This window comes from Kribbella sindirgiensis, assembly GCF_004331435.1.
Lineage (GTDB): Bacteria > Actinomycetota > Actinomycetes > Propionibacteriales > Kribbellaceae > Kribbella > Kribbella sindirgiensis.
The window spans coordinates 13872-29182 of sequence record NZ_SJKA01000033.1 but is presented as its reverse complement, the minus strand read 5'-3'; the positions used below and the strand labels follow the sequence as shown (position 1 = coordinate 29182).

The following is a 15311-nucleotide window of genomic DNA, read 5'->3' as shown; positions in this document are numbered from 1 at the left end:
CATCTGGAGGCATTGTGCCCGCCACATCCCCCGCCGGCCTCAGCAGGCGCGGCTTCCTGGCCGCCGGCGGCGGCCTGTCACTCGCAGCCATGCTCGGACTGAGCGGCTGCGGAGACTCGTCGTCGTCGAACTCCGGCAAGGCCGCAGACACCCTCACCCTGCTGCTGCCCGGTGACGCACCGACCGGCTGGGACGCGATCCTTGCCAAGGTCAACGAGAAGCTCAAGAACGACCTCGGCTTCACCATCGCTCCGCAGTTCGTCGCCTGGTCCAACTACCAGCAGCAGTCGCTGCTCAAGTTCACCGCCGGCGAGAACTTCGACACCGCGCTGCAGGCCCGCTGGCTGAACATGATCCAGCTCGTCGCCAGCAAGTCGCTCGTCCCCGTCGACGGCCTGATCAGCAAGTACCCGAACCTGAGCAAGACCCTGGACCCGCAGCTGCTCGAGCAGAACAAGTGGTCCGGCAAGCTGTACGGGATCCCGCAGGTGAACTCCGCCGCACGGTTCCACCACTTCACGGTCCGCCAGGACCTGGCCGACAAGCTCGGCATCGGGGAGATCTCGACGTTCGACCAGCTGGAGAAGTTCTGGTACGACGTCAAGCAGAAGGAGAAGCTCACCCCGATCGGAATCTCGTCGAACATGCCGGATCTCCTCGTGGCCTTCGCGCCGGTCGGCTGGCTGAACCAGCACGACTGGGAGAACCCGCACGTCAGCGTGCAGACGTTCAGCGGCGGTTCGCTCCCGTTCTACCTGGCGCAGGACGGGAAGAGCACCGGATCCGCGAAGCCGATCCCGTTCTGGGAGGCTCCGGGCGTCCTCGACGCGCTCCGTAAGGTCCGCAAGTACTACCTCGACGGCATCATCAACAAGGATGCGCTGAACGTGGACTCGAGCACGATCGGCTCCCAGTTCGAGTCGGGCCGGATCGCCACCCGGTGGGCGATGACGGACGGCTTGTCGTCGCAGGCGCTGACGCCGTTGCGGAAGGCCGTTCCGACCGCGCAGATCGCCAACGTCGTACCGCTGCGTGGCGGCAAGGACGCGAAGCCCAACCAGACGTTCCAGGCCGACAACTTCGTCGTACTCAACGTCAAGGGCCGCAGCAACGAGCGGGCGATGCAGCTGGAGGACTGGGTCTCGATCAAGGAGAACCACGACCTGCTCAGCTACGGCGTCGAGGGCACTGACTGGAAGCCGGTGGGCACGGACAAGTTCGAGCAGCTGTCGCAGTACAGCTTCCCGGGGTACGCGCTGTGCTGGCGGCAGAAGCTCGAGCTCAAGATCAAGGGCATCACGCCGACCGAGGAGGCGTGGTTCGACTGGGCGCAGAAGTACGACAACTTCACGCTGGACCCGTACGCGTCGTTCGTGCCGGACGTGACACCGGTGAAACGTCAGGACAGCCAGGTCAACGCGGCGATGACGCAGTACGGCAATCCGCTGTGGATCGGGGCGGTCGACGTCGACAAGGGGCTCGACAACCTCAAGAAGGCGGTGGACAAGGCCGGTCTCGCCGACTTGCAGGCGGAGATGGAGAAGCAGGCGAACGCATATCTCAAGGGCCAGTGAGGCCGTCTTCGATGTCCGCCCCACGGAGGAAGCTCGCGGTGGTCGCGCGCGAGGCCGGCGTGTCGATCTCGACCGTCTCGAAGGTCTTGCGCGCGTACCCCGATGTCGCGCCGGCCACCAGGACCCGGGTCCGTGAGGTACTGCGTCGCGCCGGGTACCCACTGGACTCCGATGCCGCGGGCAACCGTCGCGAGGAGTCCGAGCTGGTCGACGTGGTGGTCGCCAGTCAGAGCAGCGGCTGGGCCGGCGACGTACTGGCCGGCCTGGCCGATGCTGCCCGCGGGCCGGGGCTGGCGCTCGTCGTCACCACAGTGAACGGGGGAGAGCCGGTGCCCCGGCTCTGGCTGGAACGGCTGTTCGCCCGCGGTACGCGCGGCGTGATCGGCCTCGATGTCGAGTTCACCGACACCCAGCGGGCGTACCTCGCCGCCTACGACATCCCCTGTGTGGCCGTCGATCCCGGCTCATCGGCCTCGGAGACGCTGGCAGCGGTTGTCGACGGTACGCCGTACCTGGCGCCCGTGGTCAGCCGCGTCGGCTGACCGAGTTCCGGACCACGACGTGGGTGGTGAAGAGGCGGTGGGCTCCGGTCCAGTCGAGTTGCTGATGCTGGGAGTCCAGCGCGATCTTCGCCGCCGCTCGGCCCAGTTCCTCGTACGGGACGTGGACCGACGTCAGTCTGGGGCGGAGATCCTGGGCCAGTTCGACGTCGTCGTAGCCGACCACTGAGAGGTCCTCGGGGACTCTCAGGTCGAACTCGGCGGCAGCGGCGTACACGCCCGCGGCCACGACGTCGGTCGCGGCGAACACCGCGGTGAAGTCCTGTCCGGCGGCCAGGCGGTTCTTCGTCAGCTGATAGCCGGAGGCACGGGTGAAGACGCCGTGCTCGACCAGTTCCGGCGCGTCCGGTACGCCGAAGTCGTGGAGCGCTCGTCGATGCCCGGCCAACCGCTGCATGCTGGTGCTCTGACGCTCGGGACCGGCAAGGAAGAGCGTCCGGCGATGACCCTGTGACAACAGGTGGCTCGTCATCGCGTAGGCGCCCTGCTCGTTGTCGTACTCGATGACGGCGGTGGGGACGTCGTCGCCGAGCGGAGGCCGTCCGCACAACACCAGCAGTGAACCCGCGGAGTGCAGCGAGCGGGCCAGGTCGGTCATCTTCGCGCGGTAATCGGCTGCTTCGTTGGTGACACCACCGATCAGGATCACCGCGCCGGCGCGCTGCTCGCGCATCAGTTGCACCAGGGCGAGCTCGCGCTCCGAATCGCCCTGGGTCGTGCCGATCAGGCTGAGCCATCCACGGCGCGACGCTTCCTGCTCGACGCCGTGCGCGGCGTCGGCGAACGACTGGCCGCGGACATCGGCCAGGATGAACGCGATCGTCTTCGTCTGCACTCCGGCCAGGGCGCGGGCGTGCGTGTTCGCGGAGTAGTTGAGCTCGCGGATCGATCGCTGGACGCGCTGGTTCGCCGACCGGGACACCGGGTAGTTGCCGGCCAGAACGCGCGAGACGGTCGCGGGCGACACCCCGGCGTGTGCGGCGACATCGGCCAAGGTGGGTGAGCTCGAGGACTTGCGCCGTCCGGCCACTATCCCTCCCTGGGCGGAGCGGTCGACTTTCTGATCACCACATGCGTACCGAGCATCAGATGCTGGTCCTGCGCGTAGTCGTCCCGATGCAGCGCGAGCCGTACGGCGGAACGCCCGAGCTCTTCGTGCGGGATGTGCACCGTGGTCAGCGCCGGGTTGAGGTCGGCGCTGAGCGGAATGTCGTCGTACCCGGCGACCGAGACGTCCTCGGGCACGCGGAGCCCGGCCTCATGGAGCGCGGCGAGGACACCGCTCGCGACGATATCCGTGATGCCGACGACGGCGGTCATCCCGGTGTCGCGGGCCAGCAAGGCTTTGGTCTGCCGGTAGCCCGACTCGCGATCGAAGGTGCCGCCGGCAACAAGCGCGGGATCGACGGTCAGGCCGTGTGCCGCGTGGCCTCGGGTGAACCCGTCGAAGCGGGCGCTGGTCGTGGTGTGCTCCGGCTCGGCCGCACCGACGAACGCGATCCGGCGATGGCCGAGCGAGAGCAGGTAGTTCGCCACCGCGAACGCGCCGCCCTCGTTGTCGTACTCGACGACGGTGGCCGGTGCGTCCGGGCCGATCGGCGGGCGCCCGCAGAGCACCAGGCGCGAGCCGACGCGCTCCAGGGACCGGGCGATCTGCGCCATCCGCTCGACGTGTTCCGGCGTCCGCAGGCCGCCTCCGACCAGTACCACCGCTTCGGCCTGTTGCTCGCGCATCAGCTCGATCAGTTCGAGCTCGCGATCGGCGTCACCGTGATGGGTGCAGACCAGACACACCCGGCCCTCGGCGGTCGCCTGCTGCTCGACGCCCTGCCCGATGTAGGCGAACAGCGGACCGACGAGGTCGCGGACGATGAACGCGACGGTCCGCGTCGTGCCGCCGACCAGGGCGCGGGCCTGCGCGTTGATCACGTAGTCGAGGTCCTGCACGGCTCGCAGCACCCGCTTGCGGGTCGAGGCGCTGACCGGATAGTTCCCGGCGAGCACCCGCGAAACCGTCGTGGCGCTCACGCCCGCGGCCGCTGCGACGTCCTTCACCGTCGGACGGCTCCCGAGACTCACTCCCGCCACGCGCCAACCCCTCTGTCCGCTCGAAACTTTCTGTCTCGCCTTGCTCTGACTCGGTCTAGAAAACGTTAACTATGCTGCCATCCATGGCGGCGAATGTCGAAGCCCGCGGGGTTCCGATCTGGCTGAGCGACACCGGTACGGGTGATCCGCTGCTGCTCGTCCACGGCTGGGGCGGCGACAGCCGCGCGTGGAGCGGCCTGAGCTTCGCGATACACCGCGTCGTCACGGTCGACTTGCGCGGCCACGGGCGTTCACCGGTACTTCGGCACGGGTATCGGCCGGCGGACTACGCGGGCGATCTCGCGGTGCTTGTCGAGCGGCTGAACCTCGGTCCGGTCGTCGCGATCGGCCACTCGATGGGCGGACAGATCGTCGCCGAGTTGGCGCTGGAACGTCCCGATCTGGTCGCGGCGGTCGTTGTCGTCGATCCGGCGTACGGGGCGGACGAGGCCGAAGCGGCCACGTTCGAAGAGCGGTTGGCCGCGCTCCTGGACGACGGATCCGAGGCGGCAGTCCGCCAACTCGGACTGCCGGCCGGCGCGATCCGCGACCAGTTGCTCGCGACACCGGGGCACGTACTTGCCGAAAGCTATGCGGGGATGTACACGGACCCAGCTGCCTTCGGCGCGCGTCCGGCCGCTGCCGCGCGATTGGCCGGCTTGACCCAGCCACTCCTCTGTCTCCGCCCAACCCCAGGGATGGCTGCCTGGGACACAGGCCTGTCGCTGCCCTACGGATCACGCGTAGTCCTCTGGAACGGCTGCGGCCATTTCCTCCACCACGAGCGTCCGGCCCAGTTCGTCAACCTGATCGAGAGCTGGCTGACCTCATTGCCCGAGGCGCCGACCTCCCGAACGGCGACCGAGTGATCGCCCCCACCGTGGGTCAGGGCCTCGGCAGGGTCTTCGAACTCTTCCGTTCCGGCGGCACCGAGCCGGTCTTCTTCGACGACCAGCCTCGTCCGGAGGGTGTCGTCATCTCGTTCGAGCAATGGTCGGAGACCTTGAAGGGAGACGGGGAAACGGCCGGCGCCGGGAGGACATGGTCCGCCAACACCTCGCCGACGACGATCCGGCGAGGTGGGAGATGTACGAGGAAATGATGGACCGGTTCGGTTCGACCCCGGCAGCGACGAGTCGAAGCCGAAGCGCGGTGGCAAGACCGCCGGTGACTTACGGGCCGCGGTCGTACGACCTGCGGGACTGCGCGGAGCTGAAGGTTCCCGTGGACCGTCAGTTAACGCCGGATGGCTTCGAACGATCCCGCGAACATCGCCGGACAGCGACTGCGCCTGAGGTGAACGTCAACCGACTGCCTGGTCCAGGTCCGTCCAAATCGAACGAGCGCTGACAACCCCCGATCAGGCACCCGTGAACCCAGAACCCGATCGGTTCCGAGGGTGTGTGCCCGCTGCCCGAGGCGCAGCGTGAAGACGTGTCCGGCGTGACGGCAGGCTTCGAGAGGGACGGTTGGGTTGGAGCGGGGTCTGGTCCAAGCCGTTGTTCGCATCAGAACGGTGGAGGGTCGTGGGTCATTGTCTCCTGTGTGATGGGGCCGCGGGCGGGTGGGACGGTGGTGTAGCGGTGGCCGGTGGGTGCGGTGAGGGTGACGGAGCCGTTGGGGTGGGCGGTGGTCTTCCAGCCCCAGGCTGGGGTGTCCTTGATGACGTGGTGGTATTCGCAGTAGGGCACCAGTCCGGTGAGGTTGGTCCGGCCGGATTGTCTGAAAGGTGTGGCGTGGTCGCGGTCGCATTCGCGTGAGGTGCGGTTGCAGCCGGGCCAGGCGCAGACGGGGTGGCGTGCGAGCAGGGTTTCGCTGACTACGGCGCCGGGGTCGTGGCGGTGGGTGGATGCTTCGAGGACGGTGCCGTTGGTCGGGTCGGTGAGGAGTCGTCGCCAGGTGGCGTCACGCGCGATCCGGCGTGCCATTTCCGCTGGAACAGGTCCGTACCCGCTCAGCTCGCAGGGGTCGTCGTCCACCCCGAGGAGGGTGGTGATCGGGATCAGGACTTCGATGTGGGGTCGTCGTCGGTGGCGGTCGGGTAGGCGGCGGCCGAGCCAGTCGAGGCCGTTGTGCAGCATGTGGTCGAACACGTCGGTCACGACGTCGGCGCGTCGTTGCTCGGCGGTGCGATGGTCTCGCACCCGTTCCCCGTCTGCCGCAGCACGAACTGCCCCGGTCCCTGCCTCGGGCGATCGATCGGTTGCACAGTTGCCGGCGGCATCGGTTGCTTTAGCATCGTCGACCCGGGCGGTCGGCACGGAAGCGGCCTCCGCGGCGACCGGTTCGGACGCGGAGGGCGTCGCTGCGGACCCGGGCTCCGCGGTCGGAGCCTCTGCGGTCGGAGCCTCTACGGTCGGAGGCTCTGCGGTCGGCGGCTCTGCGTTCGCAGGTTCTACGGTCGCAGGCCCGCCAGGTGCGGTATCGGCAGGGGTGCGTTCCGTGGCGGTGCCTCGTTTGGCGAGGTCGGCCATGGCTTGGATGACGATCCACATCTGCTGGATCTTGTCGGCGGTGTGCACGACCCACAGCCCGGCCATGCCGTCGGCGAGTGGCACGATCTTGCAGGTGCGGTCTGCGATGGCGGCGCGGTGGCCGGTGGCTTCGGCGGCGGCGTTGTGTTTGGCGACCTGGGTGCGGAGGGATTTGCGTAGGTTGGCGTTGGTCTGTCCTGCGGCGCGGCGCAGCACGTGGGCCTCGACGGCGCGTGCGGACTGGTCGTCGAGTGCGCGGGTGGCTTCGGAGATCGCGAGTGTTTTGGACCAGGTCAGGGCACCGCAGCGCAGCGCGGTGTGGGTGGCGGTCAGGGTGCCGGTCAGGTGGAGTGCGGTGTCGATGTGGCGGGCTGCGGTGTTCGTGGACAGGTGCAGGGCGGCGCCGATTTCGGCGGCCCAGGAGCGTTCGGGGTCGATGGGGCGGCCGGCGGTGTCGACCTGGGTTGGGCGGGGGATCTCGGTTGCCTGGGCTTTGCGCTGGCGGACGAACGAGGCGATCGCGTCGGCCTTGATCGACTCGCCCCAAGACACCAGCCGGCTTGCGGCTTTCATCAGCTCGATCAACGCAACGGGCGACTCGCACTGCGGGCGCACCGATTCCAGTGCGGCGGCCAGTGCGGCGCCGGGTGGCAGGAACGCCCACGCCGGTGCCTTCAGCCGCAGCATCTCGCGTTCGGCCTCGTCCTGCTCGACCCCGGCCCACAACTCCCACTCCAGCCCGTCCACACGTGACATCGGCGGCAGGTCGTCGTACAGATCCTCTTCGCTCAAGAACCGCGGAGCATGAGGGTCCTGGGGGTCATACAGATCATTGGGAGGATCCACCGCGTCCAGCCAAGGCGCCTGCGCCGTACCCGGCGACGACGTTGCCTCCTTCTCCAGGCAGGCAGTGATCCAGCGTGGCGTGGCGGCAAACCCGGCGAGATCAACGTCGCCGGGGAACCGAGATGCCATCTCCACTGCCATGGCATCATATTAGAACAAATGTTCGATCGAATCAAATCGGCGGAGCAGGTCGCGTGTGTCATGTCGCAGGACATCGGTGACGGTTCTGCATCAGGACATCGGTGACACTTTCGGGGGTCTTGGTGGTGACACTTCGGGGAGTCGTCGGCGTTGGTGGTGCCGGGGCCGGTCGACTGCGCCGGTGCCGGGGTTGGATCCGGCGGGTGGTCCTGTCAGGTGGTCGGATCCGGGAAGCCGATGCCGTGTTGCCGGGGCCATAATGCCGGGATGCGTGTGGCTGTCGACGACGTGTCGCTCTACTTCGATGTCGAAGGCTGTGGCTTGACTGCTCAGGGGGACGCGATGCTGTCGCGGCCGACTCTTCTCCTCCTGCACGGGGGACCAGGTGCGTTCCTCAAGTGGCGGCAGGGTCGCGATCGAGTGCGCAGCTGGGCATCCGGACCTGGTCGCCAGCCTGGTCTTGGAGAGCACTCTCGGCGTGCCCACCTCTCTCGACGAGAGCCTCGAAGTATTCGAGCCCCGCAGAGGGCAGGTAGCACGGGATGCTGCCGCCAGGTACTTGGGCGGTGACACCAGCCCTTCGGCGGCCAGGGCGTGGGCAGATCATGGGTTGCCGTTGTATGCCGGCGCTTCGGACGGTGACATAGCTGCGCGCAGGGCACGGGCGCTGATCAACGACGAGGTTCAAGCGCATTTTCGGGCGGGCGGCTGCGGGCCTGCCGAAGTGACCGCAGCTCTCGCGACCGCGGTTACCTGCCCGACGCTGGTCCTGGCGGGCGAGGACGATCCAGTATCACCCGCAGCCGCGGCCCGGCGTTTACCAGCGATCCGCACCAGCACCGCCACCCAAGTGGAGGTGCTGGCAGGCGTGGGGCACGGGGTGTTCCGCCAAGCATCGCAGAAGTCCTTCGATGCCCTACGCACCTTCCTTCGCGACATCCCCGGCCGCGCGACACGACGGCGATGGACACCGCCCGGAGACCACCTTGGCGTAGCCGCGAACGTCACCGAAGTCCTGAGACATGACACTACTGGCCTGTTCAGTGGGTTCCTCGAAGGTTGATCTGAGGTCTGGCGAAAGTTTCCGTCCGGGCAGGACGCCCTCGAACCGTTGACCGGTTGTGCCTGCCGCTCATTACCTTTGGCCGCTCAACCAGCGGTTTTCGAGGAGGAGCGCAGATGCCGGAACCCGATGTCACCTCGTTGTCGACCGTGACCCGCCGGACGTTGCTGATCGCGTCCGGAGCTTCGGTGCTCGCGACTGAACTCGGATCGCCGGCCACGTCGATCGCAGCATCCATCGGCACCGCAGCATCCACTGGCGTCGCGGTACCCGCATCGTTGAGGCATCCGGGGTTGCTGCACGATGCGGATGACCTGGAGCGGATGCGGCAAGCCGTGGCTGACCGGGTGAGTCCGGCGTACGACGGTTTTCTGGCGATGGCCGTGAACAACAGGTCGTCGTACGGCTATGTGATCCGCAACGTCGGCCAGATCACCTCGTGGGGTCGTGGTCCGTCGAACTTCATGAGCGAGGCGGTGAACGATTCCGGTGCCGCCTACCAGAACGCGGTGATGTGGGCGGCTACCGGCGACGTACGGTACGCCGACAAGGCACGGGACATCCTCGACGCCTGGTCGGGCAGCCTGACCGCGATCACCGGTGCGGACGGGCAGCTCGGCGCCGGCCTGCAGGTCTTCAAGTTCGCGAACGCCGCCGAGATCCTCCGGCACAGCGGGTACGACGGATGGCCGGCCGGTGCTGTCCGGCGGTGCGAGGAGTCGTTCCGCAAGGTCTGGTACCCGGCCGTGTCGGGCTACGCGCTGTTCGCCAACGGCAATTGGGATCTCGCCGCTCTGCAGGCGATCCTGGCGATCGCCGTGTTCTGCGACGACCGGGTGATGCTCGAGAACGCCGTCCGGTACGCCGTGGCCGGCGCGGGCAACGGCCGGATCGAACACATCGTCGTGGCGGGGACCGGCCAGGGACAGGAGAGCGGCCGGTCGCAGTCGTACGCGCAACTGGCGCTCGGCCTGCTCGCCAACTGCGCCGCGGTCGCCTGGAACCAGGGCATCGACCTGTTCGGACACCTCGACGACAGGATCCTGCACGGGTTCGAGTACACCGCTCGCTACAACCTGGGCGATGACTCCGTGCCGTTCACACCCGATCTCGATCGCACGGGGAAGTACATCAAGACCGCGATCTCGACGATCAACCGTGGGGCGTTCCAGCCGATCTACGAGCTCGCCTACGCGCATTACGTCAGTCGGCGCGGACTGTCCGCGCCGAACCTCGAACGCGTGGTGTTCCGCGGCGCCGGTGGCGCGCGGTTCGTCGAAGGCAACAGCGACGACCACCCCGCGTGGGGCACCTTCACGCAGGCCCGGACCGCGGCGTCTCCGAGCGATCCCGACGTACCACCGGGCGTTCCGAGCGGCTTGACGGCGCGGACGTCGGCCGGCGGGGTGGTGGTGTCGTGGGCGGCGTCGGTCGAACCGCGCAGCGGCGCGGACGCGAGCAGCTACACGATCAGCAGAGCGACCGGCCGCGGCGGGCAGTACGTGGTCGTTGCTGACGGCATCCGATCGACGACCTGGACCGACGGCGCCGCACGCGGGCGGCTCTACTCGTACAAAGTTCGGGCCGTGAACTCGGCGGGCGCGAGCGGTGAGTCGCTGCCGGTGACAGTGGCGCACCCGAGTCCGTGGGCGAGTCAGGACGTCGGCCGGGTCGCGGTTACGGGCAGTACGGGCTTCGACGGGGAGACGTTCACGGTCGAGGCGGGCGGCGTGGACATCGGCGGCGTGCAGGACAGCTTCCGGTTCGTGTCGGTGCCGCTGGGCGGCGACGGGGTGCTGACGGCGCGGGTTGTCCACCCGGTGAGTTCGCAGTACGCGACCGTCGGCGTGATGATGCGGCAGAGCCTGTCGGCGTCCTCGGCGCACGCCTCGATGCTGATCAAAGGACTGCCGTTGCACACCTGGAGCGGTGTGTGGACGGTTCGTTCCGTCGGCTGCGGCTCCACGAGCGCGACAGGCAGCACCGGCGTACCGCCGACCCAGCAGCAGACGATCACTGTCAACGCGGGCTTCCCGATCTCCGATCTCGGAACGCTTCCGCAGTCCGCGACTCCGCTGCCGGCGCCGTACGTCGAGGCCGCGAGCGACGGGTACCGGCTGCGACGCCCGTACTGGGTCCGGCTGGTCCGCAGAGGCGACGTCCTGACCGGATCCATCTCGCCCGACGGTGTTGTCTGGACCGAGGTCGGCTCGTCCCGGGTTCACCTCGGTCGGGACGTGTACGCGGGGCTCGCGACCTGTGGAGCGCTCGGGGTCGACCAGCCGTACGCGGAGTCGACTACGGCGGCCTTCGACAATGTGACCGTCCAGCAATGGACGACCGAGGCGCCAGGTGCGCCGGCCGGAGATCTTCGGGCCGGTCTCGCGGGGAGTGCGATCGAGCTGGCGTGGTCCGACCAGGACATGTCGGCGACGTACACCGTCAAACGCCGGCACGCCGGTGGACCGTACCGGGCGATCGCTTCGGGTGTGGGGCCGATCGGGTTCGGCGTGGAGACCCGCTATCGGGACGTCACGGCGGTGCCGGGTCAGAGCTACGACTACGTGGTCGCGAAGACGAATGCGGCCGGAAGCGGACCGGACTCGCCGAGGCTGACGGTCACGATGCCGACGCCGGCCGTGCCGTCGATCACCAGCGCGGTCACCGCCTTCGCGAACACCGGCATGGACTTCCGCTTCCGCGTTGCCGCGAGCAACGATCCGATCAGTTTCGCGGTGACCGGGCTCCCGGACGGCCTGTCGCTGGACCGGAGGACCGGTGTCATCAGCGGCAAGCCGCGGCAGACCGGGACCGCCGAGCTGACCGTCTCCGCGCGCAACGCCGCTGGTGTTGGCTCCGCGGAGGTCACGCTCACCGTTGGAGCACCGCCGCCGGCGCCGTGGCGGTACGCCGATATCGGAGACTACGTGCTCGACGAGCGGCAGCTGGGGAGCTTCAGCGCCGTCGCGATCCGGACACCTGGGATCACCAGCTACGACGGTCAGTTCACCGTGCGGGGTACCGGCTCGGACCTGAACGTGATCGGGCAGGGCATGACGGTCCAGTTCGCCCATGTCCCGGTGACTGGTGACGCGACGTTGACGGCGCGCGTCGTACGGCGTGAAGGTACCGGTCGGGTGGGGTTGCTGATGACCAAGTCGCTGTCGCCGTTCGACCAGTTGGCCGGCGTGATTCTCGACGGCAGTACGCCGCAGTTCGTTCAGCGGCTGCGGGTGGCGACCAGCCTCGTGACCACGACCGGTACCGGTACGCCGGACTGGTTGCGCATCCGGCGTACCGGTAACACCTTTTCGGCAGAGGTCTCCACCGACGGCGCGAGCTGGAGCGGGATCGGCGTACCGGGTCAGATCGAGACGTTCGGTTCCGCGCCGTTCTATCTGGGGCTGGCTGTTGTCTCCGGCACCGCCGTCTTCGATCACGTAGACCTGGACTACTTCGCGTAGGCCAGGGTGCCGAAGCCGGTCTGGTCGAAGCCGCCGCTCGTCGAGCCGTAGTCGCCGCCCCCGCCCTCGGGGCGGACCTGCGCGGCCATCGCGGAGATGTACGGCACCGACAGGTTCTTCCGCCTGGTGTAGTGGAAATGCAGGATCTCCCACACCGGCCGGATCTGGCCGCGGCTCGCACTGGAGATCACCGTGTGCTCCTGATAGGCACAGTTCTGGCCGGTGCCCCACGTGTACTTCGTGAACGGTACGTCCTGGCCGAGGTTGTACTTCGCGACGTACTGCGCTGCCTTCAGGAAGCGGTTGTTGTCGTACCCGTACAGGTCCTCGCCCTGGTTCCAGGCCATCTCACAGAACGCCCCCATCTGGCCCATCCCCATCATGGTGTGGCCCTGATCGCGTCCCGACTCCTGCCACTGCGCGAGGCCCTGGTCGTCGTACACGAACGGTACGGCGTGCTTGATCGAGCCGTTGCCGGCGCCGTTCTTGAAGTAGTTCACCGCCTGGTCGTACTTCGCCGCGTCGTCGCAGAGGATGCCGATGGCAAGGATCGAGTTCATGCTGCACAGATCCCAGTTGGCCCAGTAGTTCGTGATACAGGCGTCGTTGTGGTTGACCAGGAACGAGTTGTTCATCGGGTAGAAGACGTTCAGCATCATGGTCTTGAACCGGGCGAGATCGAAGCCGGAGTAGCCGCGCATCAGCTCCGCGACGTTCGCGAACTGGTAGCCGTAGATGCCGGCCGCCAGGAACCGGTCCGCGTTGCCGGTGACCGAGGTCAGGGTGGCGGACCAGGCGTTGAGGATGTCGCGCGCGCAGTCGCCGTGGGCCGTCGATCCCTGCACCCACCAGCGGAGGGCGTTCTGGTAGGCGGCGTGAATGTCGTTGTAGAGGATGCCGTAGTTCTCGCCGGTGCCGCCGCGGATGATCGTTGCCTGCGGCCTCGGTGTCCAGGTGGACTGCGCGCGCGAGTTGGCGGTCAGCCGGTTCCAGCCGGACAGCCACGGGTCGTCGCCGGCGGCGACCCGGACCTTCGCCCGGTTGAGATCACCCCAGTTGTGCAGCGCTCCGGGGTGGGTGAAGGTGGCCGGCGCGGCGTCCGCGCGCCGGTCGAGCGCGGCGACACCCACTCCTGCGGCAGCCACACCTCCGGCGGCTTTCAGCATGGTACGTCGATCGATCTTCCTCTCGTGCATGTCCTTCTCCTTCGGGGCGGTGGATGTGCGCATGCGGTCAGCGCACGGTCAGGATGAGGCTCTTGGTGGTGGTCCCGGCGACGTTGGCGGCGCTCAGGTTCGTGTTGTACGTGCCAGGTCCGGTCGGGGCGCCGGTGATGACGCCGGTGGTCTTGTCGACGGTGAGGCCGGCGGGCAGGTTCTGCGCGTCGAAGCCGGCGGGGAAGCCGGTCGCGCTGATCGTGAGGACAACCGGTACGCCCGCGGTGAGGACGCCGGTGTCGGCGGTCGTGATCGTCGGTGCCGTTGCCGTCGGGGCCGTGGCCGCGTCGAGCCAGCGCAGGTTGGTCACGTGTTCGTTGACGTGCATGTCGGCCATGTCGGCGACCGTGAACCACCCGGGCTTGCGCATCGTCGAGGCCATCACGGTGCCGTTGACGACGAGGTTCTGGAACGTCACGTCCTTGATGCCGCGCGTCTCGTCGTACCCGAGCATCATCGCGGACTCCGCGTTCTTGCCCGTGTAGGTGAGGTTCTTGACGTAGACGCCCTCGATGCCGCGGCCCGCCGACGTGTTGTACGACTTGTTGTAGGCGACCCGCAGATGGATGAACTGGCCCCAGCGGAAGTCCTCGACCCGCACGTTCTCGATCCGTACGTTCCGGACGAGGTTGCTGTCGCCGGGATTGATCGCGATCGCTCCCTGGTACCACTTCTGCGGTTCGCGGTGGTCGAGGATGTCGACGTTGCTGATCGTGAGGTTCTCCAGGACCTCGGGATCGGCCGTGTTGCCGTGGGTGCCGATGTTGATCGGGTGCGCGACATCCGCCCAGAGGCTCGTGTTGGAGACGGTGACGTTCCGGGTGTCGCCGTAGTAGTCCCAGCGGTGGGTGTAGAGCGCGATGCAGTCGTCGGAACAGCGCAGGAACGAGTTGTCGATCAGTACGTCGGTGCTGGAGAAGATGTCGATCCCGTCGCCCCACCGGCCGGCGCTGAAGTAGCCGAAGTCGGTGATGCTGACCTGTTCGGACATCCCCGCGGTGATCGCGTAGCCGGTGGTCAGATCGAGCATCGAGATACCGTCGACGCGGACGTTCTTCGAGCCGACGATGGTGCAGCCGCCGCCGTTCGTGCCGTAGATCAGTCCACGTCCGGTCAGTGCGGCGTTCGTGACGTTCTTGAAGATCACCGAGGCCTTCAGTACGGCGCCGCCGGCCAGGTAGACCGTCTTCCCGCTCGGCACCTCCAGCTGCCCGGTCGCGGTCGTGTGCACGCCGGGCCCGTAGTAGATGACGTCCGGGTCGTCAGGGGAGGGGGCGTCGGTCTCGATCGGGCGGGCGAGCAGGTGCAGGCAGTCGAAGATCTCGCCGTTCACCTCGATCATGATCTTGCGCGGTTCGGTGAGCGTGAAGCGCAGCGTGTCCGCGTCGACGACCGGCTCGATCCCGAGCGACAGCGGCCGGATCCGCGCGGTGTCGACGGTGCCCTTGGTGTACTTGATCCGGACCTCGACCGACCGGGCGAAGTCGAAGTACGCCATCGACGACTTCAGCACCTGACCGGCGCCGGTCGTCGCGTTGATCTGCTTGAGGTCGACCGAGTACGTCGGCACCGTGGTCCAGGGACCGGCCTTCGCCCGGACCTCGACCTCGAAGGTCGACGCCTGCGCGATCCCGGCAGGAACGGGGTAGGTGACCAGCGGTGGAGCGGACAGGGGTGCGGCGGTCGCAACCCCGGACTCGGACAGAACGTAGCCGGCGGCAACGGTCGCACCGGCGGTCTGAAGCAGGCGTCGGCGGGTGAGATCTCCGGTCATCTTCGGGCTCCTCGACATCGCGGGCGGAAGGCCCTGAAACCTTGTCCGGAGAACCGGGCCCGATCAATAGCAACCGCTTACCACGAAATTTTCGCTCCCGCGATGCGGGG

General features: G+C 67.7%; 10 protein-coding genes. 5 read left to right on the top strand and 5 right to left on the bottom strand.

Annotated elements, in window-relative coordinates:
- The first annotated feature begins 14 nt into the window (after positions 1 to 14).
- Together E0H50_RS41860 and E0H50_RS41855 are read left to right on the top strand one after the other, a co-directional pair.
- Entirely contained in the window at positions 15 to 1574 is a 1560-nt protein-coding gene (locus E0H50_RS41860; protein ID WP_131296827.1) for an ABC transporter substrate-binding protein, read from the top strand.
- Positions 1575 to 1585: 11 nt separating this feature from the next.
- Entirely contained in the window at positions 1586 to 2116 is a 531-nt protein-coding gene (locus tag E0H50_RS41855) for a LacI family DNA-binding transcriptional regulator (RefSeq protein WP_131296825.1), read from the top strand.
- Here E0H50_RS41855 and E0H50_RS41850 read toward each other — a convergent pair.
- Together E0H50_RS41850 and E0H50_RS41845 are read right to left on the bottom strand one after the other, a co-directional pair.
- Entirely contained in the window at positions 2100 to 3164 is a 1065-nt protein-coding gene (locus E0H50_RS41850; protein ID WP_202868579.1) for a LacI family DNA-binding transcriptional regulator, read from the bottom strand. The two genes, E0H50_RS41855 and E0H50_RS41850, sit on opposite strands and share 17 nt — an antisense overlap.
- Complete coding sequence (locus tag E0H50_RS41845) at positions 3164 to 4189, bottom strand: LacI family DNA-binding transcriptional regulator (RefSeq protein ID WP_202868578.1); 1026 nt, start codon at positions 4187 to 4189, stop codon at positions 3164 to 3166. The genes E0H50_RS41850 and E0H50_RS41845 overlap by 1 nt, the downstream gene beginning before the upstream one ends.
- Before the next feature lie 116 nt (positions 4190 to 4305).
- Between E0H50_RS41845 and E0H50_RS41840 the strand changes: the two genes are divergently transcribed.
- Positions 4306 to 5091: an alpha/beta fold hydrolase gene (locus E0H50_RS41840; protein ID WP_165547485.1), complete on the top strand. Its 786-nt coding sequence runs from the start codon at positions 4306 to 4308 to the stop codon at positions 5089 to 5091.
- Between the two features lie 639 nt (positions 5092 to 5730).
- Here the strand turns inward: E0H50_RS41840 and E0H50_RS41835 are convergent.
- Positions 5731 to 7683 carry an HNH endonuclease signature motif containing protein gene (locus E0H50_RS41835; protein ID WP_131296819.1) on the bottom strand — a complete coding sequence of 651 codons (1953 nt, stop codon included), beginning with the start codon at positions 7681 to 7683 and terminating at the stop codon, positions 5731 to 5733.
- A 385-nt stretch (positions 7684 to 8068) separates the two neighbouring features.
- Here E0H50_RS41835 and E0H50_RS44640 point away from each other — a divergent pair, with 385 nt between their 5' ends.
- Both E0H50_RS44640 and E0H50_RS41825 read left to right on the top strand, forming a co-directional pair.
- Positions 8069 to 8746, top strand: coding sequence for an alpha/beta fold hydrolase (locus E0H50_RS44640; RefSeq protein WP_165547484.1), 678 nt, complete (start codon positions 8069 to 8071; stop codon positions 8744 to 8746).
- A 116-nt stretch (positions 8747 to 8862) separates the two neighbouring features.
- Positions 8863 to 12210, top strand: a complete 3348-nt coding sequence (locus tag E0H50_RS41825; protein WP_131296818.1) for an alginate lyase family protein — start codon at positions 8863 to 8865, stop codon at positions 12208 to 12210.
- On the opposite strand, the gene E0H50_RS41820 is transcribed toward E0H50_RS41825, so the two are convergent.
- Positions 12198 to 13406: an alginate lyase family protein gene (locus E0H50_RS41820; protein ID WP_202868577.1), complete on the bottom strand. Its 1209-nt coding sequence runs from the start codon at positions 13404 to 13406 to the stop codon at positions 12198 to 12200. The genes E0H50_RS41825 and E0H50_RS41820 overlap by 13 nt on opposite strands.
- 37 nt (positions 13407 to 13443) lie before the next feature.
- Positions 13444 to 15201 carry a glycosyl hydrolase family 28 protein gene (locus E0H50_RS41815; protein WP_131296814.1) on the bottom strand — a complete coding sequence of 586 codons (1758 nt, stop codon included), beginning with the start codon at positions 15199 to 15201 and terminating at the stop codon, positions 13444 to 13446.
- Positions 15202 to 15311 lie beyond the last annotated feature (110 nt).